The organism is Helicobacter pylori (assembly GCF_014497725.1).
In the GTDB taxonomy this organism is placed as follows: domain Bacteria; phylum Campylobacterota; class Campylobacteria; order Campylobacterales; family Helicobacteraceae; genus Helicobacter; species Helicobacter pylori_DE.
This window is the reverse complement of the sequence record NZ_JACTGF010000005.1, coordinates 1-24998: the sequence shown is the minus strand read 5'-3', so window position 1 is coordinate 24998 and position 24998 is coordinate 1. Positions and strand designations below refer to the sequence as shown.

Below are 24998 nucleotides of genomic sequence, written 5' to 3'. Positions count from 1 at the left end.
TATGTTTAATTATGAAGAGCTGTTTCAAACTTATAAAACCCCTTTTTACCTCTATGATTTTGACAAGATCAAACAGGCTTTTTTGAATTATAAAGAAGCGTTTAGGGGGCGTAAATCTTTGATTTGCTACGCTTTAAAGGCGAATTCTAATTTGAGTATCCTCTCTTTATTGGCGCATTTAGGGAGCGGGGCGGATTGCGTTTCCATAGGCGAGATACAAAGGGCCTTAAAAGCTGGGATCAAGCCTTATAAAATCGTGTTTAGCGGGGTGGGTAAGAGCGCATTTGAAATAGAGCAAGCCCTAAAACTCAACATTTTATTTTTGAATGTGGAAAGTTTTATGGAATTAAAAACGATTGAAACAATCGCTCAATCTTTAGGGATAAAGGCTAGGATTTCCATTAGAATCAACCCTAACATTGACGCTAAAACGCACCCCTATATTTCTACCGGTTTGAAAGAAAATAAGTTTGGCGTAGGAGAAAAAGAAGCTTTGGAAATGTTTCTTTGGGCTAAAAAAAGCGCGTTTTTAGAGCCTGTTAGCGTGCATTTTCATATCGGATCGCAGCTCTTAGATTTAGATCCGATTATAGAAGCGAGTCAAAAGGTGGCTAAAATCGCTAAATCTTTGATAGCTTTAGGGATTGATTTGCGTTTTTTTGATGTGGGTGGAGGCATTGGCGTGAGCTATGAAAATGAAGAGACTATCAAGCTTTATGATTACGCGCAAGGGATTTTAAACGCACTTCAAGGCTTGGATTTGACCATTATTTGTGAGCCGGGCCGATCCATCGTGGCTGAGAGTGGGGAATTGATCATGCAGGTTTTGTATGAAAAAAAGGCTCAAAACAAGCGCTTTGTAATCGTGGATGCGGGCATGAATGATTTTTTACGCCCCAGTTTGTATCATGCTAAGCATGCCATAAGGGTCATAACGCCTTGTAGGGGGCGTGAGATTTCGCCTTGCGATGTGGTAGGGCCTGTGTGCGAGAGCAGCGACACTTTTTTAAAAGACGCCAATTTGCCAGAATTAGAGCCAGGCGATAAATTAGCCATAGAAAAGGTTGGGGCTTATGGCTCTAGCATGGCCAGTCAATACAATTCGCGCCCCAAACTCTTAGAATTAGCCCTAGAAGATCACAAAATCAGAGTGATAAGAAAAAGAGAAGCTTTAGAAGATTTATGGCGGTTAGAAGAAGAAGGCTTAAAGGGGGTTTGATTAGATGCAAAAGAATTTGGATAGTCTTTTAGAAAATTTAAGGGCTGAAATTGATTTATTGGATAATGAATTGAGCGATCTTTTAGACAAACGCTTAGGAATCGCTTTAAAAATCGCTCTTATCAAACAAGAAAGCCCCCAAAAAAGCCCCATTTATTGCCCTAAAAGAGAGCAAGAGATTTTAAAACGACTCAGCCAAAGGGATTTCAAGCATTTGAATGGAGGAATCCTTGCAAGTTTTTATGCAGAGGTTTTTAAGATTTCTAGAAATTTTCAAGAAAACGCCCTAAAAGAGTTAAAAAAATAAAAGAGAGTTGCCATGTTTGAAAAAATTACCCTAGAACATAAGGACCTGTTTTCAAGGTTTTTACAAACTCAAAAAATCGTTTTATCGGACGTGAGCTTTACCAATTGCTTCTTATGGCAGCACGCAAGGCTCATTCAAGTGGCGGTGATTAAGGATTGTTTGGTCATTCAAACCACTTATAAAAACCAAAAACCCTTTTATTTCTATCCTATCGGTAAGAATACGCATGAATGCGTGAAAGAGCTTTTGGAATTAGAAAAAAATTTAAGATTCCACTCCCTGACTTTAGAGCAAAAAGACGATTTGAAAGACAATTTTGTAGGGGTGTTTGATTTCACTTACAACAGAGACAGGAGCGATTATGTTTATTCTATTGAAGAACTGATCGCGCTCAAAGGGAAAAAATACCATAAGAAAAAAAACCACCTAAACCAGTTTTTAACCAATCATGCGAATTTTGTTTATGAAAAAATTTCTCCTCAAAATAAAAAGGAAGTTTTAGAAGCCTCTAAAGAGTGGTTTTTAGAAAGCCAAACCGATGATATAGGGCTAATCAATGAAAATAAGGGCATTCAAAGCGTGTTAGAAAATTATGAAAGCTTGGATGTGAAAGGGGGGCTTGTTAGGGTTAATGGGGAAATAGTCTCGTTTAGTTTTGGAGAAGTTTTAAACGAAGAGAGCGCGCTCATCCACATTGAAAAAGCCCGCACAGATATTGCAGGCGCATATCAAATCATCAACCAGCAATTGCTTTTGAATGAATTTAGCCATTTGACTTACGCTAACAGAGAAGAAGATCTAGGATTAGAGGGTTTGAGAAGGTCTAAAATGAGCTATAACCCGGTGTTTTTGATAGACAAATACGAAGCCGTTGCTAGAAATTAAATGATTTTTGGGGATTTTAAATATCAAAAAAGCGTTAAAAAACTCACAGCCACTAATCTTAATGAGCTTAAAAACGCCCTGGATTTCATCTCTCAAAATAGGGGGAAGGGGTATTTTGTGGGGTATCTTTTGTATGAAGCGCGTTTAGCGTTTTTAGATGAAACTTTTCAAAGCCAAACCCCTTTTTTGTATTTTGAACAATTTTTAGAAAGAAAAAAATATTCTTTAGAGCCTTTAAAAGAGCATGCGTTTTACCCTAAAATCCATAGTTCTTTAGATCAAAAAACTTATTTCAAGCAGTTTAAAGCCGTTAAAGAGCATCTCAAAAACGGTGATACCTATCAAGTGAATCTCACGATGGACTTATTTTTAGACACTAAAGCCAAGCCAAAGCGCGTTTTTAAGGAAGTGATACACAACCAAAACACGCCTTTTAAGGCTTTGATAGAAAATGAGTTTGGGAGCGTTTTAAGCTTTTCGCCGGAATTGTTTTTTGAATTAGAGTTTTTAGACACAGCGATTAAGATTATCACAAAACCCATGAAAGGCACGATCGCTCGCTCAAATAACCCCTTGATAGATGAAAAAAACCGATTGTTTTTGCAAAATGACGACAAAAATAGAAGCGAAAATGTGATGATTGTGGATTTATTGCGTAACGATTTGAGCCACTTGGCCTTAAAAAATAGCGTGAAAGTCAATCAATTGTTTGAAATCATCAGCTTGCCGAGCGTGTATCAAATGATAAGTGAGATTGAAGCTCAATTGCCCCTAAAAACAAGCTTGTTTGAGATTTTTAAGGCGTTGTTCCCTTGCGGCTCTGTGACCGGATGCCCTAAAATCAAAACCATGCAAATCATTGAAGATTTAGAAAAACGCCCTAGGGGGGTGTATTGCGGGGCGATAGGCATGGTTGGAGGAAAAAAAGCCCTTTTTAGCGTGCCTATCCGCACTTTAGAAAAAAGAGCATGCGAAGATTTTTTGCATTTGGGGGTAGGGAGTGGGGTAACTTATCAAAGTAAAGCGCTAAAAGAATATGAAGAGAGCTTTTTAAAAAGCTTTTTTGTGATGCCTAAAATAGAATTTGAGATTATAGAGACGATGAAAATTATCAAAAGGGATCAAAAATTAGAGATTAACAATAAAAACGCCCATAAAGAACGCTTAATGCATAGCGCTCGATATTTTAACTTTAAATACGATGACAATCTTTTAGACTTTGAATTGGAAAAAGAAGGGGTTTTAAGGGTTTTACTCAATAAAAAGGGCAAGCTCATTAAAGAATACAAAACCTTAGAGCCTTTAAAAAGCCTAGAAATCCGTTTGAGTGAAGCCCCCATTGATAAACACAATGATTTTTTATACCATAAGACCACTTACGCCCCTTTTTATCAAAACGCTCGAGCGCTCATTAAAAAAGGCGTTATGTTTGATGAAATCTTTTATAACCAGGATCTAGAACTCACTGAGGGCGCTAGGAGCAATCTTATTTTAGAAATCCATAACAAGCTTTTAACCCCTTATTTCAGCGCGGGCGCGTTAAACGGGACGGGTGTTGTGGGGTTGTTAAAAAAGGGTCTTGTTGAGCATGCTAGCTTAAAATTACAAGACTTGCAAAGAGCGGCTAAAATCTATTGCATTAATGCGCTATATGGTTTAGTGGAGGTGAAAATCAAATAACCATAAAAATAGAAGCGCCTAAAACCTCATTTTTCTAGAAATAGGTTACCCAATGGAGCAAAAAAGTTAAAACTCGCCTATAATAATTATAATGATTAAAGTTTTCACATTCATTATGAATCCATTTACACAATTATTTTATAAATTCAATAGAGGGTTTTTAGGAACTTTCATCAAAAAAAAACAAGGAACATAATATGAGACATGGAGATATTAGTAGCAGCCCCGATACTGTGGGTGTAGCGGTAGTCAATTATAAGATGCCTAGACTCCACACTAAAGAACAAGTGTTGGAAAATTGTCGCAATATCGCTAAGGTGATTGGTGGGGTCAAACAAGGTTTGCCCGGATTGGATCTGATTATTTTCCCCGAATACAGCACGCATGGGATTATGTATGACAGACAAGAAATGTTTGACACAGCTGCAAGCGTTCCTGGAGAAGAAACCGCAATCTTTGCTGAGGCTTGTAAGAAAAACAAGGTTTGGGGAGTGTTCTCTTTGACTGGGGAAAAACACGAGCAAGCCAAAAAGAATCCCTATAACACTTTGATTCTTGTCAATGATAAGGGTGAGATCGTGCAAAAATACCGCAAAATCTTGCCTTGGTGTCCTATTGAATGCTGGTATCCTGGGGATAAAACTTATGTGGTTGATGGGCCTAAGGGCTTGAAAGTTTCTTTGATCATTTGCGATGATGGGAACTACCCTGAAATTTGGCGCGATTGCGCGATGCGTGGGGCAGAGCTTATTGTGCGCTGTCAAGGTTACATGTATCCTGCTAAGGAGCAACAAATTGCGATAGTGAAAGCTATGGCGTGGGCTAATCAATGTTATGTAGCGGTAGCGAATGCGACCGGTTTTGATGGGGTGTATTCCTATTTCGGGCATTCTAGCATTATTGGTTTTGACGGGCATACTCTGGGCGAATGCGGGGAAGAAGAAAATGGTCTTCAATACGCTCAACTTTCTGTGCAACAAATCCGTGATGCGAGGAAATACGACCAAAGCCAAAACCAACTCTTCAAACTCTTGCACAGAGGTTATAGTGGGGTTTTTGCTAGTGGCGATGGGGATAAGGGTGTGGCGGAATGCCCTTTTGAGTTCTATAAAACTTGGGTTAATGACCCCAAAAAAGCTCAAGAAAATGTAGAAAAATTCACTCGCCCAAGCGTGGGCGTGGCCGCTTGTCCTGTAGGCGATTTGCCCACGAAATAAAGGGCAAAAGGAGGGGGGTTTTGTAGATGCTTTAAAGCGATGAGAGAGTGAAAATTTAAAAAATGCTAAAAAGCGTTTTTTACAATATAGATATAAAAAAGCTTGACGCTAGTTGGGCGATATTTTCTTGTAATGCGTTCTTTTGGGGTTAGGGGATTTAGTTGGGAGCTGTAGAGGAGGTATTCAAAATACCCCCTATCCCCTTAAGAAAATGAGCTTAAAGCAAAATAACCAAAATCCCATTATAAGGCTTGTTTATGCTTAATAGAACAAAGCCTTTAATTTATTTTTCTCTTCAATAAAACGCTTAAAAACCACCAAAAGACTATAAATACTTCGTTAAAGACAGATTATTGATTTTGTTCGTGGAAGCCAGAACGGCGTTATAATTGTTAGTGAGATTGGAAAACTTGTTATAAGTTTCTGCCATATCCGTGCCGGTCGTTTCCCCACGAATGCTTTGAACTTGCGTTTTTAAAACTTCATTACGCCTGATAATGTTCTCAAACGCCTTGCCATGAGCGCCGTTTTTAGCGATCATTTTTTCTATGTGATCGCTCAAGTGATCTATAAGGGTGATGCCGTTTTGAATGCCTAAATTACGCATGTCGCTAGAATAAGTATCCCCTAAAGCGTCCGGGCGATAAATCCCTTTTCTTACAGAAGTGATGGTATTTTCTAATTGATCAAAAAAATTCACGCTGGGCTTGTCAATAATGAGGGCGTTATTAGCGTTTAATTTAAGGCTTGGTTTGTCGCTGTGCAAGGCGTTTTGAGAAAAATCATTCGCGTCTTTATCAAAAAGCATGAACTGCATTTTGGTGTTTGAATGCATGTTGTCTTGGATAATAACTTTACCCTCTTCATTCAAATTGACAGAAAGGTTGTCTTTAGCTTGTTTTAACAATTCAATAAAGCGCTCCTTGCTTTCTTTTGAAGTGGGGTTATCGCTGATTTGTTGGTAGATTGCAGGGTCAGTGTTGCTGTAATTGAGCGCGATACTCATCGCATCCATGAGCTGCCTGTAAGTTACTTCATTGGGTTTAGACGCTTGAATATCAGCGGTTGTGGGGTCATAAAGCGGGATTTTAACGCCATTAGGCAAACTCAAAAAAGCCCCATTAGGATCCAAGTTTATTTGCGCTTCTAAAAACGAACCATTCACATCGTTTAATTTTATGTTAAAAACGCTATTTTCTAAACTCCCCTTAGAGACTTCACTCAGTTTAGTAGAGCCATTAGCCGCGCCATTTTGAGCGATTTGAGCGACATTGCTTTCTAATTTCGCCCCTTCTTTATTGAAGTAGGTTTTTTGGTATTCGCTCGCGTTATTAGTGGGGATACCGGCCACTTCTAGCCCTTTTTGATCCAGGGTGCTTAAGGCAAAAGAGATAGGCGATTCTTTAGAAGAATTGTCAATAATCCTCAAACGCCCGTTGGTTTCAATTTCCACATCCACTTCATTGTTAAAGCGTTCTTTAATCGCGTCTTTCAAATCTTTAATCGTAGAATTTTTCACATCTAAAAGAATGGGAATATCCAAATAAACAGGGAGATTTGGGATTTTAATAGCGCTTGAATTATCCAAACGGCTGGCGTTGATTTTTAAAGTTTCCACCTTATCGCCAAAAATCTCGCTCAATTTGGTGTTTTTGTTGGCTAAAACATTGTCTTTAGTGACAAACACGCTAGGGATTTCAAGCACCTTGGGGTTATACATGCTAGGCACCGCTTTAACTTGGCTCAAACTCCTATCCGTTACAAACGCGCTTTTGACGTATTCAGTAACCCTTTTAGCGCTAGATCGTAAGGCGTCTAAATCATCAAAATCCCCATCGCTAGAAATCAAATGAAAATCCAAATTTTCACTGCCGGGGGTTAGGTTTTTAATCTCAATTTGCCCCCAATTGTTCAAACTCACATCCACGACTTTATTTTGCGAAGTGTTCCCGTAAGCATGAGCGATTTTATCCAACAGATCGCTCACTTTAGTCGCGCTCTCTTGATTTTGATAGGCTTTAGAGAGCGCGAATTTTTCTTTAAAACTAGAGCCATCAGGCCTAATGCCTTGCAAATAAAAAAACTCTTTAGGGTCATTGGTTGGGTCTTTATCGTTATCGCCGATGAGTTCTCTTAAGGTATTGCTGGGTTTAATAAAAACTTCTTCAGGCAATGAAGAATGCTCTAAAGCGTCCATCACATCAGGGTGGAGCTTGTTTTGATTGAGTAGTTTAATGTTGGTGGTGATGAGTTTGTGTTTGTCTTTATCGGTGCCTAAAAACAAATCTTGCCCGCTGATATTATAAGGCACAAGGTTATCAGAGCTGATGAGCGCGTTTAAATCTTCGCCATTGCCATGGTATTTCCCCTCGCTATCAATGGGGGGTCTATCCACCTTACTGCCCCCAAATAAAAATTCCCCTCCTATAGAGGTGTTAGCAACATTCATCATATGCTCTCTCAAGCGTTCCAAATCGTTAGCGATAGCGGCGCGAGAAGTTTCTGAATGCACATCGTTAGCGGATTGGATGAGCTTGGTTTTAAACGCCTCCATCGTTTTAGAAAATTCTTGCAAGGCTTTATCGGTATTGAGCGTTGAAGTGTAAGCGTTTTTGGCCACATCAATGCCTTGATTTAAGGTGTTTTCTTCGTATTGGAATTTTAAATTCTGGTTGTTAATGTCGCTGTTTTGATAGCCATAACGGATTTTTAGCCCTGAAGCGATCTGCGTGTTAGCGTCGTTGATTTTATTTTGTAAAGCGTTTTGGTAGTGATTCATTTGGTTGTATTTTGAGCCAAAGGTAACGCGCATGATCAAATCCTTATTGGTTTTTTAACAAACAAGCTAAAAGTATTCCAAAACAAGTTAATAGCAATTGCGAATGGTTTGAGTGGGGCAATGCGGGTTAATAATGGCGGGTTAAATGGGGTGTTTTTGAGTAAAAAAATTCTTTTAATGTGGATTTAATCTCAATTTAAAGTTAAATTTTAGCAAATACTCACTATAATAAGCGTTTATTTTAAAAAGAGCGTTCAATTTTTAAGGAATAGAAATGTCATACGCAATATTCAAGCATGGCGGTAAGCAATATAAAGTCGTTGAAGGCGATATTGTTTTATTGGACAAAATGGATAAAGAGCCTAAGGCTTTAGTGGAATTAGTGGAAGTGTTAGCCGTATCCAAAGAGGGCAGGCTCTCTTGCGGGAAACCCTTTGTGAATGGGGCTAAAATTGAAGCGGAAGTGATCAATGAAGGGCGTGGCAAAAAAGTCATCACTTTCAAAAAACGCCGCCGAAAAGACAGCAAAACCAAGCGTGGTTTTAGAAGAGATTTCACTCGTGTGAGAATCACTAAAATTGTAGCATAAAGGAGTATTAAACAATGGCACACAAGAAAGGTCAAGGGAGCACGCAGAATAACAGAGATTCTGCAGGAAGACGCTTAGGCGTGAAAAAATTTGGCTCAGAGTTTGTGAGAGCAGGGAATATTATCGTGCGCCAAAGAGGCACTAAAATGCATCCTGGTAATAATGTGGGCATGGGGAAAGACCATACCTTATACGCGCTCATAGATGGCGTTGTGAAGTTTGAGCATAAAGACAGAAATCGCAAGAAGGTTTCTGTGGTTAGTCAAAATTTTGGGGAGTAGGGTAACCTTTAAAGGTTAATTAGACTTTTGGGTGTTTGTTAAACGCCTATAAACGCCATAAAATATTTATAATTTAGATCTCTATCCTTTATAGAATTTGTTGTGGAGATTGGCTTATGAATAATGTTTTTGTTAAGGGTTTGTTTTTTTTTCTTTTATTGTTTGGGTCTTTTTTGAAAGCTTCAGAAAGCCCAAACGCTACTCTTAATCCATCTAAAGAAAATATTTCTGTTGAAGAGCAAAAGCGTTTTGGAGGCGTTTTGGTTTTTGCAAGAGGCGCTGATGGCTCGAGCATGGATCCGGCCTTAGTGACTGATGGCGAAAGCTATGTGGCAACGGGCAATATTTATGACACGCTCGTGCAATTCAAATACGGCACGACAGAAATTGAACCCGCCTTAGCGACAAGTTGGGAAATATCCCCAGATGGTCTTGTATATACCTTTCATTTACGCAAAGGGGTTTATTTCCACCAGACGAAATACTGGAATAAAAAAGTAGAGTTTAGCGCTAAAGACGTGCTGTTTTCGTTTGAGCGTCAAATGGATAAAGCTAAACGATATTATAGCCCGGGGGCTAAAAGCTATAAGTATTGGGAAGGCATGGGCATGTCTCATATTATTAAGAGCATTGAAGCTTTAGATGATTATACCATTAGATTCACGCTTAATGAGCCAGAAGCCCCGTTTTTAGCGAATTTGGGCATGGATTTTTTGAGCATTTTGAGTAAGGATTACGCTGATTATTTAGAACAAAACAATAAAAAAGACGAGTTGGCTAAAAAACCTGTTGGGACGGGGCCTTTCAAATTCTTTTTGTGGAATAAAGATGAGAAAATTATTTTGGTTAAAAATCAGGATTATTGGGGGCCTAAAGCTTATTTAGACAAAGTGGTGGTGCGCACCATTCCTAACTCTTCCACTCGCGCCTTGGCGTTAAGAACCGGCGAAGTCATGCTAATGACCGGACCTAATCTCAATGAAGTGGAGCAATTAGAAAAAGTCCCTAATATTGTGGTGGACAAAAGCGCTGGGTTGTTGGCGAGTTGGCTTTCGTTGAACACGCAAAAAAAGTATTTTGACAACCCTTTGGTGCGTTTGGCTATCAATCATGCCATTAATGTTGATGATTACATCAAAGTGCTTTATGAAGGCTTTGCTCAAAAAATGGTCAATCCCTTCCCGCCCACTATATGGGGTTATAACTATAATATCAAACCCTATGAATACGATTTGAAAAAGGCTAAGGAGTTACTGAAACAAGCGGGCTATCCTAACGGCTTTAAAACCACCATTTTTACCACTTCCACTCGTAACCCAAAAGGAGCGGTGTTCATACAAGCGAGCTTGGCTAAAATTGGCATTGATGTGAAAATTGAAGTGTATGAGTGGGGGGCTTATTTGAAAAGAACGGGTCTGGGCGAGCATGAAATGGCGTTTTCAGGCTGGATGGCAGACATTGCGGATCCGGATAATTTTTTATACACCTTATGGAGCGAGCAAGCGGCATTAGCTATACCCACTCAAAACCATTCCTTTTATAAGAATAAGGAGTTTTCCAATTTGCTCATAAAGGCTAAACGCGTTTCGGATCAAAAGGAGAGGGAAGCCCTTTATTTAAAGGCTCAAGAAATTATCCATAAAGACGCGCCCTATGTGCCTTTAGCTTATCCTTATTCAGTGGTGCCGCATTTGTCTAAAGTCAAAGGCTATAAAACGACCGGAGTGAGCGTGAATCGCTTCTTTAAGGTGTATTTAGAAAAATGAAAGGGGTTGTATGCTGAGTTTTATCATTAAGCGTATTTTGTGGGCGATCCCCACGCTGTTTGGAGTGAGTATCATCGTGTTTATGATGGTGCATTTAGTGCCAGGAGATCCGGCGTTAGTGATTTTAGGCGAAAAGGCCAATCAAGCCGCTATTGACGCTTTAAGGGAGCAATTTGGATTGAATAAGCCCTTGATAGAGCAGTATTTTTTCTTTATCAATAACGTGTTGCATGGCAATTTTGGCACTTCTATCATGACTGGTGAGCCTGTGATGCATGAGTTTTGGCAACGCTTCCCGGCTACGGTGGAATTAGCCTTGATCGCTCTGTTTATGGCTCTTGTTTTGGGTATTAGCGTTGGCGTGTTAGCTGCGATCAAACGCTATAGCGTGTTTGATTATTCTAGCATGACTTTCGCTTTAGCCGGGATTTCTATGCCGGTGTTTTGGCTAGGGCTCATGCTGATTTATATCTTCAGCGTGCAATTGGGGTGGTTGCCTGTTTTTGGGCGTTTGAGCGATGTGTATTATTTAGATGGCCCCACAGGTCTTTATTTAATAGACAGCCTGATCGCAAGGGATTATGGGGCGTTTGTGGATACGATCAAGCACTTGATTTTGCCTAGCATTGTGTTAGCCACGGTTTCTACCGCTGTTATTGCGAGGATGACTCGCGCGAGCATGGCAGAAGTGTCTAAAGAAGATTACGTACGCACCGCTAAAGCTAAGGGGTGTAGCTCCTTTAGGGTGATTTTTGTGCACACTTTGCGTAACGCTTTAATCCCTGTAACGACTATCGCAGGCTTGATGCTGGCCGGGCTTTTAGGGGGGAGCATGATAACTGAAACGGTTTTCTCATGGCCTGGGATTGGCAAGTGGATCGTTAATGCACTCAACCAGCGCGATTTCCCCATTATCCAGTCCATGTCTTTGATTATTGCCATGATGTATATTGGGGCTAATCTCTTAGTGGATATTTTATACGCTTTTATTGATCCTAGAATAAGGTTGTCATAATGGAGTCTTTTAGAGAATTTATCCAACAATTCAAAAAAAATAAGGCAGCGGTCGTTGGGGCATGGATTGTGCTTTTATTGGTAATTTGCGCGATTTTTGCGCCCCTTTTAGCCCCGCATGATCCTTATGTGCAAAATGCGCAAGATCGCCTTTTAAAGCCTATATGGGAGCATGGAGGGAACGCTAAATACCTTTTAGGCACCGATGATTTGGGGCGCGATATTTTGAGTCGCTTGATCTATGGGGCCAGGATTTCTTTAACCATAGGGATTGTTTCTATGGGGATTGCGGTCTTTTTTGGCACGATATTAGGGCTAATAGCGGGGTATTTTGGAGGGAAAACAGATGCAATTATCATGCGTATCATGGACATCATGTTCGCTTTGCCCTCTATTTTATTGATCGTGATTGTGGTTGCGGTGTTAGGGCCTTCACTCACTAACGCCATGCTCGCTATTGGGTTTGTGGGGATTCCTGGGTTTGCAAGATTGGTGCGCAGTTCTGTGCTAGGCGAAAAAGAAAAAGAATATGTGATCGCTTCTAAAATCAATGGCTCTTCGCATCTTCGTTTAATGTGTAAGGTGATCTTCCCTAATTGCATTATCCCTTTGATCGTGCAAACGACAATGGGTTTTGCTTCCACGGTTTTAGAAGCGGCCGCGCTGAGCTTCTTAGGTCTTGGGGCCCAACCTCCTAAACCCGAATGGGGAGCGATGCTGATGAATTCCATGCAATACATCGCTACCGCTCCTTGGATGCTTGTTTTCCCTGGGGTGATGATTTTTTTAACGGTCATGAGTTTTAATCTGGTAGGCGATGGCATCATGGACGCTTTAGATCCTAAACGGGCCTCTTAAAAGGAGCTTGCATGATTTTAGAAGTTAAAGATTTAAAAACTTATTTTTTCACCGATAAGGGCGTGAATAAAGCGGTGGATGGCGTGAGTTTTGGCTTGAAAAAGTCTCAAACGCTTTGCATTGTAGGGGAGAGCGGGAGCGGGAAAAGCATCACTTCGCTTTCTATTCTAGGGTTGATTGAAAAGCCCGGGAAAATTGTGGGGGGGAGCATTCAATTTTTAGGGCAGGATTTGTTGCAATTCAAAGAAAAGCAGATGCAAAAAGAAATCAGAGGCAAGAAAATTGGCATGATCTTTCAAGAGCCTATGACGAGCCTAAACCCTTCCTACACGGTGGGGTTTCAAATCAATGAAGTGCTGAAAATCCACCACCCAAGCCTTAATAAAAAAGAACGCTTAGAAAGGGTGGTCTATGAGTTAGAGCGCGTAGGCATTCCCCATGCCGGGGATAAATACCATGAATACCCTTTCAATCTCAGCGGAGGGCAACGCCAAAGGGTGATGATCGCTATGGCTATGGTGTGTGAGCCTGAAATCTTGATCGCTGATGAGCCGACGACGGCGCTAGATGTAACCATTCAAGCGCAAATCTTGGAATTGATGAAAGAATTGCAACAAAAAAAAGGCACTTCTATTTTGTTTATCACCCATGATTTAGGCGTGGTGGCACAGATCGCTGATGAAGTGGTGGTGATGTATAAAGGGCATGTGGTGGAGCAAGCGAGCGCCAAAGAGCTTTTTGCTGACCCAAGACACCCCTATACCAAGGCTCTTTTAAACGCCATCCCTAAACCGGGCAAAGAATACCGCAAAAAACGCTTAGAAACCGTGGATGAAAATATAGATTATTTGAGTTTTCCAAAGGAGTTGCGATGAAGCTCTTAGAAATTAAAGAATTGAAAAAATCCTATGCGATAGACAGGGGGTTATTCAAACCCAAGAGGATCATCCATGCGCTCAATGGGATCAGTTTTGAAGTGGAACAAAATGAAGTTTTAAGCATTGTGGGGGAGAGCGGTTGCGGGAAAAGCACGACAGCCAAAATTTTAGCCGGGATTGAAAGGCAAGATAGCGGGGCGATTTATTTCAATGGCAAGCGCCATTTGCATTTTAGCAAACAAGATTGGTTTGATTACCGCAAAAAGGTGCAAATGATTTTTCAAGACCCTTATTCTAGCTTAAACCCTCGGTGGAAAGTGGGCGAGATTATCGCTGAACCCTTGCTGTTAAACTCTCATTTTTCAAAAAAAGAAATCAAAACAAAAGTGCTAGAGATCATGCAAAAAGTAGGCTTGAAATTAGAATGGATCGATCGTTACCCCCACCAATTTTCAGGCGGTCAAAGGCAGCGAATCGGCATTGCTAGGGCGCTCATTTTGCATCCTAGCGTGGTGATTTGCGATGAGCCTGTGTCTGCGTTAGACGTGTCCATTCAAGCGCAAGTGCTGAATTTGCTCTTGGATTTGCAAAAAGAAATGGGGCTGACTTATATTTTTATCAGCCATGATTTAGGGGTGGTGGAGCATATTAGCGATAAAATCATCGTGATGAATCAAGGGCAAATCGTAGAAACCGGGGATGTGGATAGCGTGATAAGCGCTCCAAAGCACCCTTATACGCAGAAATTACTCAATGCGGTGCCGCATTTGGAAAAATCCATGCAAAGATTTGCTGAATAAAAGAAAGGATCTTTAAGCTGTGTTTGTAGATAGCGTGGAAATCATCATCGCTTCGGGTAAGGGGGGGCCTGGAATGGTGAGTTTTAGGCGAGAAAAGTTTGTCATCAAGGGAGGCCCTGATGGGGGCGATGGGGGCGATGGGGGCGATGTGTATTTTGAAGTGGATAACAATACCGACACTTTAGCGAATTTTAGAGGCACCAAACACCATAAGGCTAAAAATGGGGCTCCAGGAGGCACACGGAATTGCGCGGGCAAAAAGGGCGAAGATAAGATCATTGTCGTGCCGCCAGGAACGCAGGTTTTTGTAGGTGATGAGTTGTGGCTTGATTTGATCACGCCTAAAGAAAAGGTGTTAGCCTTAAAAGGAGGCAAGGGGGGGTTAGGGAATGCGCATTTTAAAAGCGCGACTAAACAACAACCCACTTACGCGCAAAAAGGCTTGGAGGGGGTTGAAAAATGCGTGCGTTTGGAATTAAAGCTCATCGCTGATATAGGGTTGGTGGGCTTCCCTAATGCGGGTAAATCTACGCTCATTTCCACCATCTCTAACGCTAAGCCTAAAATCGCTAATTATGAATTTACGACTTTAGTGCCTAATTTAGGGGTTGTGAGCGTGGATGAAAAAAGCGGATTTCTAATGGCGGATATTCCTGGCATTATTGAAGGGGCTAGTCAAGGAAAAGGCTTAGGGATTAGCTTTTTAAAGCATATTGAGCGCACTAAGGTTCTAGCCTTTGTTTTAGACGCTTCCAGGCTGGATTTGGGTATTAAAGAGCAATACCAACGCTTGAGATTGGAGTTGGAAAAATTTTCACCCGCTTTAGCCAATAAGCCTTTTGGGGTGTTGCTCAATAAATGCGATGTTGTAGAAAACATTGATAAGATGACTAAGGATTTTTGCACCTTTTTAAACTTAGAAGTGCAAAAATTAAACGCGTTTGGTTTAGAGCCGTATTTGGGGTTTTTGCACCCCAATTTAACCAGCGATTTTGAAAATAACCCTAATGAAAAATCAGCGCTCTTTGTCTTGCCCCTTTCAGCGGTTAGCGCTCTTAATACGCATGCGCTTAAATTTGTGTTGTTAAAAGCGTTACCCTAAAACGCTATTTTTAAACCATTCAAATAAAGGCGTGGAATGAAAAGATTTGTTTTGTTTTTATCATTCATGTTTGTTTGCGTTTGCGTTCAAGCTTACGCCGGGCAAGATTACTTTTTTAGGGATTTTAAATCTAGAGATTTGCCTAAAAAACTCCATCTTGATAAAAAGCTCTCCCAAACAATACAGCCATGCATGCAACTTAACGCATCAAAACACTACACTTCTACCGGGGTTAGAGAGCCTGATGCCTGCACAAAGAGTTTTAAAAAATCCGCTCTCATGTCTTATGACTTAGCGCTAGGTTATTTGGTGAGTAAGAATAAGCAATACGGCTTAAAAGCTATAGAAATTTTAAACGCTTGGGCTAAAGAGCTTCAAAGCGTGGATACTTATCAGAGCGAGGATAATATCAATTTCTACATGCCTTATATGAACATGGCTTATTGGTTTGTCAAAAAGGCATTCCCTAGCCCAGAATACGAAGATTTCGTTAAGCGGATGCGCCAATATTCTCAATCAGATCTTAACACTAACCATGGGGCGTGGGGCATTCTCTTTGATGTGAGCTCTGCGCTAGCGTTAGATGATCATGCCCTTTTGCACAATAGCGCTAATCGGTGGCAAGAGTGGGTGTTTAAAGCCATAGATGAGAGTGGGGTTATTGCTAGCGCGATCACTAGGAGCGATACGAGCGATTATCATGGCGGCCCTACAAAGGGCATTAAGGGGATAGCTTATACCAATTTCGCGCTTCTTGCGCTAACTATATCAGGCGAATTGCTTTTTGAGAATGGGTATGATTTGTGGGGCAGTGGAGCCGGACAAAGACTCTCTGTGGCGTATAACAAAGCCGCAACATGGATTCTAAACCCTGAAACTTTCCCTTATTTCCAGCCTAACCTTATCGGGGTGCATAACAACGCCTATTTCATTATTTTAGCCAAACATTATTCCAGTCCTAGTGCGGATGAGTTGTTAAAACAAGGCGATTTGCATGAAGATGGTTTCAGGTTGAAACTCCGATCGCCATGAATTGTTCTGTATTCAAGATCATAGCGTAGAGGTTGTTCCCTTTTCTTAAGTCATGCGCTCCAATAAAAATATTTTTTTTACTGATTCAGAAAGTTTGGTTCAGTCAGCATTATTTACAAAAAGAGTTTAAAATAAACGCAATTGTATCTCTAGGCTGTATTTAGAGTGCAAATGATTATCAAAATGAATCGTTTTAGTTGTAAGCGTGCTTGTTTACACTAAAATAATAAGCGTTATTGATAAGACCACATTAAAGGATAATGAATGAAAAAAATGGTTTTGGTATCGGTTTTACTAGCAGGGTTTTTGCAAGCGGTGAATTTGGATTTATCTTCGGCTAAGCTAACATGGACAGCCTTTAAAACTAAGGCTAAAACGCCAGTAAATGGGAGTTTTGAAAGCATCACCTATAAATTGGGTAAATCTCAAGATAGTTTAAAAACCCTTTTAGAGGGAGCGAGCGCGAGCATGGATAGCTTGAAAGTCAATTTAGGCGATGACACTAAAAACAAAAATGTGAAAGAAGCTTTTTTCGCTCTTTTTAAAAACACTAATATTAAAGTAACTTTTAGAAATGTGATAGAAGGCGATCATGAAGGTTCTCTTACGGCTTATGTGAGGATGAATGAAAAGCTGGTAAAAGTGCCTATGCAATACACGATTGCCGAGAATAAGCTCGTGGTTAAAGGGGTTTTGGATTTGTTGAGTTTTGGCTTGAAAAACGAATTAGCGAGCTTGGCCAAACGATGCGAAAGCTTTCATGAGGGCTTGACTTGGTCGCAAGTGGAAATCCAATTTGAAAGCATGATTAAGGGATGATTTAAAATCATGGAGTTGTTGCACAGCATTAATGATTTTAATGAAGCCAAGCAGGTGATCGCTGGGGGGGTCAATTCACCTGTGAGGGCGTTTAAGAGCGTTAAAGGCACTCCCCCCTTTATTTTAAAAGGTAAGGGGGCGTATCTTTATGATGTGGATAACAACCATTATATAGATTTTGTGCAAAGCTGGGGGCCTTTGATTTTTGGGCATGCTGATGAAGAGATTGAAGAAAATATTATTAATGCATTAAAAAAAGGCACTTCTTTTGGCGCTCCCACAGAATTAGAAACCACTTTAGCTAAGGAAATCATTTCTTGTTATGAAGGCTTAGATAAGGTGCGTTTAGTGAGTAGCGGCACGGAAGCGACCATGAGCGCGATACGACTCGCTAGAGCTTATAGCCAAAAAGACGATTTGATCAAGTTTGAGGGGTGCTATCATGGGCATAGCGACTCCTTATTGGTGAAAGCGGGTAGTGGGTGCGCTACTTTTGGATCGCCTTCTTCTTTAGGCGTGCCGAACGATTTTAGCAAACACACTCTAGTGGCTCGTTATAACGACTTGAACTCCACAGAAGAATGCTTTAAAAAAGGCAATGTGGGTTGCGTCATCATTGAACCCATTGCCGGGAATATGGGGTTAGTGCCGGCTCAAAAAGAGTTTTTACTGGGCTTAAAGGCCTTGTGTGAAAAATACCAAGCGGTGCTGATTTTAGATGAAGTGATGAGCGGGTTTAGAGCGAGTTTGAGCGGTTCGCAAGAATTTTATGGCGTGGTGCCGGATTTGGTAACCTTTGGTAAGGTGATAGGCGCGGGGCTTCCTTTGGCGTGTTTTGGGGGGCGTGCAGAAATTATGGACTTGCTTTCGCCCATTGGAAGCGTGTATCAAGCAGGCACTTTGAGCGGTAACCCCCTAGCGGTGTGCGCAGGGTTGAGTGTGCTTTATAAAATCAAAAGAGACAAAACCCTTTATACCCGCTTGAACGCTTTAGCCGTTCGTTTGACTCAAGGTTTAAAAAAGAGCGCTCAAAGCTATAATATCGCTTTAGAGACGCTCAACAGAGGGAGCATGTTTGGCTTTTTCTTTAACGAAAATGCGGTGCGTGATTTTGATGACGCTTTAAAAAGCGATACGGAGATGTTTGCAAAATTCCATCAAAAAATGCTTTTTAAGGGCGTGTATTTGGCATGTTCAAGCTTTGAAACCGGCTTTATTTGTGAGCCTATGACTGAAGAGATGATTGATTTAGTGATCTCAAAAGCCGATGAAAGTTTTGATGAAATCATAAAGGGCGTGTGATTTTTTTGAAAAAGCCAAAGTATTATAAATTCATAGAGGGGGCGAATTATTTGAGCTTAGGGCTGTCTATGGTGGTAGCGATCCTTATGGGCGTGGCTATAGGCTATGGGCTTAAAGAGCTCACTCATATTTCGTGGCTTTTTTGGCTTGGGGTTATTTGGGGCGTGTTAGCGAGTTTTCTTAATGTCTATAAAGCTTATAAAAACATGCAAAAAGACTATGAAGAATTAGCCAAAGACCCTAAATACACACAAAACAAAACAAAATAAATACCATAAAAGCCCATGTGCCAAATCCAATGCTTGCTTGTTTTACTTTCTATCAATATAGTTAGCGCGATCATCGTTTATTTTTTCCAAGCATTTCAAGGGGTTTTGAATTTTGAGGGGGGGTTTTTGGGGTTTTTTATCGTGGCGTTGTCTTCGTATTACGGCGTTAAAAAGCGTTTGGATTTAAGGAAACAAAATTCAGGAGAAAAAGAAGAAAAGCAAAAATTTCAAAAATTCGCCCTGGGTTTGGAAATGTCTTTCAATGTGTGGCGTTTAGGGGGGTATGGGGTTTTACTAGGCATTTTAGGAGCGCTTTTATTCTTGCATCTTTTTAATGGGTTAATCTTTCTTATCGGCGTGTTTGTGAGCTCGCTCTCTAGCGCGTTATTACGATTTTTAAACAATAATGGTAAGTTTTGACACAAACTCACATGGATTTTAACCCCTTTAATTCTCTTTTAATTTTTAATCCTATACAATAAAAACAAAAATGGGAGTGGATCTTGAAAACAAAAAATTCCGCTAAAAGAATCCTAAAAACCGCCGTGATTCAAATGCAATCCAAACCCTACGCCTTAAATGAAAACCTGCAATTAGCGCTCAACCTAGCCAAAGAAGCCCATAACAAAGGCGCGAATCTCATTATTTTACCGGAATTGTTTGATAGCGGTTATTGCGTGAATGATAAAGACGCAGAGTTTGGGATAGATTTTAAAGCGATAGAGCATAGCGAGCTAAAAAGCGAGACTTTGAGCGCGTTAAGTAATTTTGCAAAGTCTAATAAGGTGCATCTAGTGGCGTGCAGCATTGAAAAAACGGATAAAAAACTCTACGACAGTGCTTATATCATTCCACCAAAAGTCGGGATCGTTGGCAAGCATCGTAAAATCTATTTGTGGGGCGATGAAAAATCGCGCTTCAAAAGGGGCAAAAAATACGAGGTTTTTACGCTGGATTTTGGGGATTTTAGCGCGAAAGTGGGTTTGCAAATTTGCTATGAAATCGGCTTTGGCGTGGGTGCGAATTTGCTTGCGTTACAAGGAGCAGAGGTTTTAATCTATCCTAGCGCGTTTGGCAAAGCCAGGGCTTATAATTGGGATTTATTGAGCAAGGCTAGAGCGTTAGAAAATGGCTGTTTTGTGTGCGCGTGCAATCATAGTGGGGAAGAAACTAACGCTCAATTAAAACAAACGCTAGAATTTGCCGGCGATTCAAGAATCATCGCGCCCAATGGGAAAATCATCGCGCAAGCCACTAAGCTTAATGAAGTCATTATCGCCGAAATGGATTTAAACGAAGTGGCGTTGCAACGCCAAAAAATCCCTTATTTACAAGATTTTGACACCAAACTCACCAAAAAGGGGTTTGGAAAACTCACTTAAAAAGGAGCGATTATGGCAAAAGAAATTTTAGTGGCTTATGGCGTGGATATTGATGCGGTGGCTGGTTGGTTAGGGAGCTATGGTGGGGAGGATTCGCCTGATGATATTTCGCGTGGGCTTTTTGCGGGGGAAGTGGGGATCCCACGGCTTTTGAAATTGTTTAAAAAATACCATCTCCCGGCGACTTGGTTTGCACCTGGGCATTCTATTGAAACTTTTCCAGAGCAAATGAAAATGATCGTGGATGCAGGGCATGAAGTGGGTGCGCATGGGTATTCGCATGAAAACCCTATCGCTATGAGCGCCAAGCAAGAAGAAGATGTTTTGTTAAAAAGCGTTGAATTGATTAAAGATCTCACCGGCAAAGCCCCTACAGGCTATGTGGCGCCGTGGTGGGAGTTTTCTAATATCACTAATGAATTGCTTTTAAAACACGGCTTCAAATACGACCACTCGCTCATGCACAATGATTTCACGCCCTATTTCGTGCGCGTGGGGGATAGTTGGAGCAAGATTGATTATAGTTTGGAGGCTAAGGATTGGATGAAGCCTTTAATCCGTGGGGTGGAAACAAATTTGGTGGAAATCCCTGCAAACTGGTATTTGGACGATTTACCGCCGATGATGTTTATCAAAAAATCCCCCAATAGTTTTGGTTTTGTAAGCCCGCGCGATATAGGGCAAATGTGGATCGATCAATTTGATTGGGTTTATCGTGAGATGGATTATGCGGTATTTAGCATGACAATCCACCCTGATGTGAGCGGACGTGCGCAAGTGTTGCTCATGCATGAAAAAATCATTGAGCATATCAACCAGCACGAGGGCGTGCGTTGGGTAACATTCAATGAAATCGCTGATGATTTCTTAAAACGAAACCCCAGAAAAAAATAGCAATAACGCCAAAAAGATTTTTGGCGTTTGATTAAAAGGTTGGAAGATGTGCGTTTTATGCGGGGAGCTTATCAGTTCTTTTCACTGGAGTGATGAAAATTATGGGAGTGATGAAAATTTGAAAGATCCAAATGCGCTTATTAGCACAAATGAAAATGCTAGAGAACGCAAAAGAGCGAGACTCAAACGAGTAAGATTGCTCAATCAAATCCTGGCGTTTTATGGGCTAAAAATTGATGATTGGCAAGGTGCGAAATTTGTGCTGTGCGATAAAAAAGGGCAGAGCGTGATCGTGAATGATTTAGGCGATTTGTGGGATAAGGCGCAAAAATTAGCCAAAAAAGAGATGGACGCGCTAGATTCTAATCTGTTAGCGTTTTTAAATCAAAACCCACACGCCACTCACTGATGCCTAAAATCCCTATCACGCTCATCACAGGTTTTTTAGGCAGCGGTAAAACGAGTTTTTTAAGCGAATATTTAAACCAAATAGATCACCAAGGCGTTGCCCTTATCATCAATGAAATCGGGCAAGCCGCTTTGGATCAACGCATCTTAAGCGTTCAATATTGCGGTGAAAAAATGCTCTATCTTAACGCAGGGTGCGTGTGTTGTAACAAACGCTTAGATTTAGTGGAGTCTCTAAAAGCCACGCTCAATAACTATGAATGGCGCGGCGAAATTTTAAAGCGCGTCATCATTGAAACCACCGGTTTAGCCAACCCGGCACCGATTTTATGGACGATTTTGAGCGATGTTTTTTTAGGGGCGCATTTTGAGATTCAAAGCGTGGTGGCTTGCGTGGATGTTTTGAATGCTAAAACGCATTTAACAAACAACGAAGCTAAAGAGCAAATCGTTTTTGCTGATAGCGTTTTATTGACCAAAACGGATTTGCAAAACGATAGCGTGGCTTTAATGAAAATAAAAGAGCGGATACAATCCCTTAACCCTAGTGCAGAAATTTTTGACAAGAAAAGTATAGATTACGAAAGCTTTTTTTCACGCAAAAATGGGGCACGAAATTTTATGCCAAGAATGCCAAAAGATTCGCACTCGCAAGGCTTTGAGACTTTAAGCATCAGGTTTGAAGGCGCGATGGAATGGAGCGCGTTTGGGATTTGGCTGAGTTTGTTGTTGCATCAATACGGCACGCAGATTTTACGCATAAAGGGGATTATTGATATTGGAAGCGATCTTTTAGTGAGCATTAACGGCGTGATGCATGTGATTTATCCGCCCAAGCACATTTTAAAGAATCAAAACGGCTCTAATCTCGTTTTTATCATGCGCCATTTAGAGCGTGAAAAAATCTTAAATTCCTTAAAGGGTTTTAAGCATTTTCTCGGCATTAAGGGTTTTGAAACCCCATAATTTTTCTATTTATTGCTAGCTGTTTGCATTTTGATGGGGAAAAGAACGATGAAGCTTAAAACCAAACACACCCCACAAATAACAAAAATCAAAACATAGCCCAAATCCCCTAAAAAGATCGTAAAAAGATACGAAAAAAGCGCTTGGAAAATGCCAAAAGAAAACACCACCCACGAAGACGCTTTAGCGAAATGCTTCGCGCCTGCAATTTTTAAAGCCATCATGCTGAATAAATTGATATTGGCGGTTGTGGCCGCTCCCATTATGAAGATGCTTAAATTGAGTAAAGAGATTTGGTGGAAAAAAATGGGCAAAAAGCATGCGATAGATTTTAAAATGAGGATAAAGATATTGGCTTCTTTAGCCCCTAGCTTTTGAGCCATGGGACCGCTGATTAAAGAGCCAAGCGTGGCTCCAAAACCAAAAAACGCCCATGAAGTCCCAGCGACAGTGGGGGAGATATTTAAATGACGGATCAAATAATCCACCCAAAAAAGCGTGTGCGGTAAAAAACCAATCGCATTGAGCGCGCAAGAAATGAGCAATAACCACAAATGAAAGGGGATTTTAAACGCGCTTTCTTCTTTTTTAACGGATTTTTTCCTTAAAGAACGGGTTTTTAACCCCACTAAGGAAAGGATGAAGGCTATCAAACAACTGCCCCCTAAAAAAATCCATGCCCATTTGATATTATAAGAGCTAATCCATGGCAGAACGAACCCGCTAAAGACAGATCCAATGCCTACAGCGCTAAAAATAAGCCCTCCCACTAAGGCTTTTTTATGTTCTTTGACATAGGGCAAAGAGAGAGGGGCGACTAAAATCATTAACGCACTGCTAGCCACACCGGCGATAAAACGCCAGATCCAAAGCCAAAAGAAAGGGATACTATCAAAATAACAGACTAAAAAACTCAAAGCGATCAAGCCAAAACTGATTTTAGCGATGCTTTCTAATGACATTAACGGGCTTAAAAATTGGATTAAAAAACTCCCAAAAACATAGCCCATTAACACCGCAATCCCTAATTGGAAGCTTTGGTGTGGGGTTAAACTCCCTGATAAAATGAGTAGGGGGATTAAAACCACATAGCCAAAACGAGCCAAGCCGTTAGACACAAAAACCCCTAAAAAGCAAACAAACACACGCATTTTAATCCTTAACAAAGTTATAAAAAAACAAGATCTTATATTATATTGAAACTTGTTAATTGATAGTGCATAATGGGAGCGAGATGAGAATAAATTCAAGGAGCGTTCATGCTATTTAGTGAGCGTGTATCATTAAAGAGACCCCACGATTGAATGAAAAAGAGTTGGTTATTAGCGTTACAGAGCTTGTTTCAAAAGCGCTTCATAAAAACAAGGCTTCTACTAGAATAAGGCTTCTTTGCGGTGGTGATCAATTGATGAAACAGAGATTTAACTATGGGCTAGGCTTAAAGGAGAGCATCACTGAGAAAAAGTAGAGTTGAACGCTTAAGTTATTTTTTATAGCGGTTTAGAGTTAACTGCGATTGTTGTGTTCTTTTTAAGCGTTATGGGTAGTTTATAAAACAGCTCGCTATGACTGCCTAGTCTTACTAAAAAAAGCGTTGCTTTTCACTCTATAAGTGCCAAGAATCTTAAAAATTTGGCTAAACACTAGGATTTCACAATCTCAGTGAAATCGCTAAAGTCCTCTACCTTAAACGCTCTAATATCCCTAACAGACTTTTTAAACCACTCAATTTGAGAGAGTTTATTGATCGCTTTATAGACTTGCACTAGAGTGTTTTCTTTAGAATAATTAACATAAACGCTCCCTTGAGTGTTTTCAAACCCTAATAGCTCTAATTCTTACCTTAAATCATCATAGGCTTTATTGTAGGGTTCTTCCGTATTCTTTTTTTTAAAATCTCAATCTTTAAATCAAACGCTAAAGCATACATTTTCAAAACCTTTATTATTTTCTCTTTTTAACTCGTTTGTAAGATCATCTAAACTATCAATTTGAGTGAGATTAACCCCATTTAACGCATCTCTCATGGCTTGTTGCGTTTGAATGTTTGGGATCTTGCGCCCCAAACAGCAATCTCTTTTATCATCAAAAGCTTGGCTGATTTTTTGCAAGAGTTCATTTAATGCGTCTATTTTATCCTTAAAGTTTTGATCCCTTTTTTCCAATTCTTTAGCCATTTTTTCTTTAAAAGAAACTCTATCATTTTGCATCTTTTTGATTTTTCGCTCTAATTGATGGATTAAATTAAAAAGCTGTCTTTGGCTGTATTTTGTGTAGTCTTTGTTGGTGGTGTTTGGCATGCTTATCCCTTTTTTTAAAAATACCAATTCATTATAGCGCAAGCGATAGAGCGAGATTAAAAAGGTTAGAAAAATAAAACTTAAAGATTAAAAAGCAGAGTGGAATATCAGTGAAATGTCAGTGAAAAGATTAAAAGAAAAAAGATTAAAAGAAAAAAGATTAAAAGATTAACCCCCCTAAAGAAGCGCTTTTTTAAGAGATTACCGCTTGAATTAGCGTCAAGTTTCCCACTAACTAATCATCAAAAACG

At 40.3% G+C, this 24998-nt stretch carries 26 protein-coding genes and 1 pseudogene; 23 read left to right on the top strand and 4 right to left on the bottom strand.

The genetic code is table 11. The features are described from left to right. Position 1: 1 nt before the first annotated feature. From lysA to H7N69_RS04955, 5 genes are all read left to right on the top strand, one after another. Positions 2–1219, top strand: a complete 1218-nt coding sequence (gene lysA, locus H7N69_RS04975) for a diaminopimelate decarboxylase (protein WP_187884978.1) — start codon at positions 2–4, stop codon at positions 1217–1219. Positions 1220–1223: 4 nt separating this feature from the next. Continuing rightward, positions 1224–1526 carry a chorismate mutase gene (locus tag H7N69_RS04970; RefSeq protein WP_033585622.1) on the top strand — a complete coding sequence of 101 codons (303 nt, stop codon included), beginning with the start codon at positions 1224–1226 and terminating at the stop codon, positions 1524–1526. A gap of 12 nt (positions 1527–1538) precedes the next feature. Beyond that, positions 1539–2411 carry a DUF2156 domain-containing protein gene (locus tag H7N69_RS04965; protein WP_033585624.1) on the top strand — a complete coding sequence of 291 codons (873 nt, stop codon included), beginning with the start codon at positions 1539–1541 and terminating at the stop codon, positions 2409–2411. Next, the gene (locus H7N69_RS04960) at positions 2412–4091 is read left to right on the top strand and encodes a bifunctional chorismate-binding protein/class IV aminotransferase (protein ID WP_187884977.1); all 1680 of its coding nucleotides are present in this window, start codon (positions 2412–2414) and stop codon (positions 4089–4091) included. Positions 4092–4288: 197 nt separating this feature from the next. After that, positions 4289–5308 (top strand): aliphatic amidase, encoded by a 1020-nt coding sequence (locus tag H7N69_RS04955; protein WP_001215709.1) that lies wholly within the window; start codon positions 4289–4291, stop codon positions 5306–5308. A 325-nt stretch (positions 5309–5633) separates the two neighbouring features. On the opposite strand, the gene flgL is transcribed toward H7N69_RS04955, so the two are convergent. Further along, positions 5634–8120: a flagellar hook-associated protein FlgL gene (flgL, locus tag H7N69_RS04950; protein ID WP_187884976.1), complete on the bottom strand. Its 2487-nt coding sequence runs from the start codon at positions 8118–8120 to the stop codon at positions 5634–5636. A 241-nt stretch (positions 8121–8361) separates the two neighbouring features. Here flgL and rplU point away from each other — a divergent pair, with 241 nt between their 5' ends. The 17 genes from rplU (at position 8362) to H7N69_RS04865 (ending at position 22447) form a co-directional block, all read left to right on the top strand. Then, on the top strand, positions 8362–8676 hold the full coding sequence (gene rplU, locus H7N69_RS04945) for a 50S ribosomal protein L21 (protein WP_187884975.1): 315 nt from the start codon (positions 8362–8364) through the stop codon (positions 8674–8676). A gap of 14 nt (positions 8677–8690) precedes the next feature. Continuing rightward, entirely contained in the window at positions 8691–8957 is a 267-nt protein-coding gene (gene rpmA / locus H7N69_RS04940; RefSeq protein WP_000940618.1) for a 50S ribosomal protein L27, read from the top strand. Between the two features lie 116 nt (positions 8958–9073). Next, positions 9074–10723 carry an ABC transporter substrate-binding protein gene (locus H7N69_RS04935; RefSeq protein ID WP_187884974.1) on the top strand — a complete coding sequence of 550 codons (1650 nt, stop codon included), beginning with the start codon at positions 9074–9076 and terminating at the stop codon, positions 10721–10723. Positions 10724–10733: 10 nt separating this feature from the next. Then, a complete protein-coding gene (locus tag H7N69_RS04930) occupies positions 10734–11738 on the top strand; it encodes an ABC transporter permease (protein WP_000948002.1) in 1005 nt (334 codons plus the stop codon). Next, positions 11738–12595 (top strand): ABC transporter permease, encoded by an 858-nt coding sequence (locus H7N69_RS04925; RefSeq protein ID WP_000443357.1) that lies wholly within the window; start codon positions 11738–11740, stop codon positions 12593–12595. The genes H7N69_RS04930 and H7N69_RS04925 overlap by 1 nt, the downstream gene beginning before the upstream one ends. 11 nt (positions 12596–12606) lie before the next feature. Further along, on the top strand, positions 12607–13470 hold the full coding sequence (locus H7N69_RS04920; RefSeq protein WP_000599846.1) for an ABC transporter ATP-binding protein: 864 nt from the start codon (positions 12607–12609) through the stop codon (positions 13468–13470). After that, the gene (locus H7N69_RS04915) at positions 13467–14273 is read left to right on the top strand and encodes an ABC transporter ATP-binding protein (protein ID WP_000770449.1); all 807 of its coding nucleotides are present in this window, start codon (positions 13467–13469) and stop codon (positions 14271–14273) included. Before H7N69_RS04920 ends, H7N69_RS04915 begins: the two co-directional genes overlap by 4 nt. A gap of 19 nt (positions 14274–14292) precedes the next feature. Then, positions 14293–15375 (top strand): GTPase ObgE, encoded by a 1083-nt coding sequence (gene obgE, locus H7N69_RS04910; RefSeq protein ID WP_187884973.1) that lies wholly within the window; start codon positions 14293–14295, stop codon positions 15373–15375. A gap of 36 nt (positions 15376–15411) precedes the next feature. After that, entirely contained in the window at positions 15412–16407 is a 996-nt protein-coding gene (locus tag H7N69_RS04905; RefSeq protein WP_187884972.1) for an alginate lyase family protein, read from the top strand. Positions 16408–16671: 264 nt separating this feature from the next. After that, on the top strand, positions 16672–17226 hold the full coding sequence (locus H7N69_RS04900) for a YceI family protein (RefSeq protein WP_187840398.1): 555 nt from the start codon (positions 16672–16674) through the stop codon (positions 17224–17226). A gap of 9 nt (positions 17227–17235) precedes the next feature. Next, the gene (hemL, locus tag H7N69_RS04895; protein WP_187884971.1) at positions 17236–18528 is read left to right on the top strand and encodes a glutamate-1-semialdehyde 2,1-aminomutase; all 1293 of its coding nucleotides are present in this window, start codon (positions 17236–17238) and stop codon (positions 18526–18528) included. A gap of 5 nt (positions 18529–18533) precedes the next feature. Beyond that, positions 18534–18797, top strand: coding sequence for an AtpZ/AtpI family protein (locus H7N69_RS04890; protein ID WP_000743082.1), 264 nt, complete (start codon positions 18534–18536; stop codon positions 18795–18797). Between the two features lie 15 nt (positions 18798–18812). Then, on the top strand, positions 18813–19217 hold the full coding sequence (locus tag H7N69_RS04885) for a hypothetical protein (RefSeq protein WP_000336521.1): 405 nt from the start codon (positions 18813–18815) through the stop codon (positions 19215–19217). An 83-nt stretch (positions 19218–19300) separates the two neighbouring features. Then, on the top strand, positions 19301–20179 hold the full coding sequence (locus H7N69_RS04880) for a carbon-nitrogen hydrolase family protein (protein WP_187884970.1): 879 nt from the start codon (positions 19301–19303) through the stop codon (positions 20177–20179). A 12-nt stretch (positions 20180–20191) separates the two neighbouring features. Then, entirely contained in the window at positions 20192–21073 is an 882-nt protein-coding gene (locus H7N69_RS04875) for a polysaccharide deacetylase family protein (RefSeq protein ID WP_187884969.1), read from the top strand. A 46-nt stretch (positions 21074–21119) separates the two neighbouring features. Continuing rightward, positions 21120–21482 (top strand): hypothetical protein, encoded by a 363-nt coding sequence (locus tag H7N69_RS04870; protein WP_042633469.1) that lies wholly within the window; start codon positions 21120–21122, stop codon positions 21480–21482. Next, positions 21482–22447 carry a CobW family GTP-binding protein gene (locus H7N69_RS04865; RefSeq protein WP_187884968.1) on the top strand — a complete coding sequence of 322 codons (966 nt, stop codon included), beginning with the start codon at positions 21482–21484 and terminating at the stop codon, positions 22445–22447. The genes H7N69_RS04870 and H7N69_RS04865 overlap by 1 nt, the downstream gene beginning before the upstream one ends. A 5-nt stretch (positions 22448–22452) precedes the next feature. Here H7N69_RS04865 and H7N69_RS04860 read toward each other — a convergent pair whose 3' ends face one another. Continuing rightward, entirely contained in the window at positions 22453–23598 is a 1146-nt protein-coding gene (locus H7N69_RS04860; RefSeq protein WP_187884967.1) for a YbfB/YjiJ family MFS transporter, read from the bottom strand. A gap of 149 nt (positions 23599–23747) precedes the next feature. Here H7N69_RS04860 and H7N69_RS07900 point away from each other — a divergent pair, with 149 nt between their 5' ends. Beyond that, a complete protein-coding gene (locus tag H7N69_RS07900; protein WP_001003039.1) occupies positions 23748–23915 on the top strand; it encodes a hypothetical protein in 168 nt (55 codons plus the stop codon). Positions 23916–24090: 175 nt separating this feature from the next. Here the strand turns inward: H7N69_RS07900 and vapD are convergent. Next, positions 24091–24377, bottom strand: a pseudogene (gene vapD, locus H7N69_RS04855) (endoribonuclease VapD). After that, a complete protein-coding gene (locus tag H7N69_RS04850; protein WP_187884966.1) occupies positions 24358–24747 on the bottom strand; it encodes a type II toxin-antitoxin system HP0895 family antitoxin in 390 nt (129 codons plus the stop codon). The pseudogene vapD and the gene H7N69_RS04850 overlap by 20 nt, the downstream one beginning before the upstream one ends. Positions 24748–24998 lie beyond the last annotated feature (251 nt).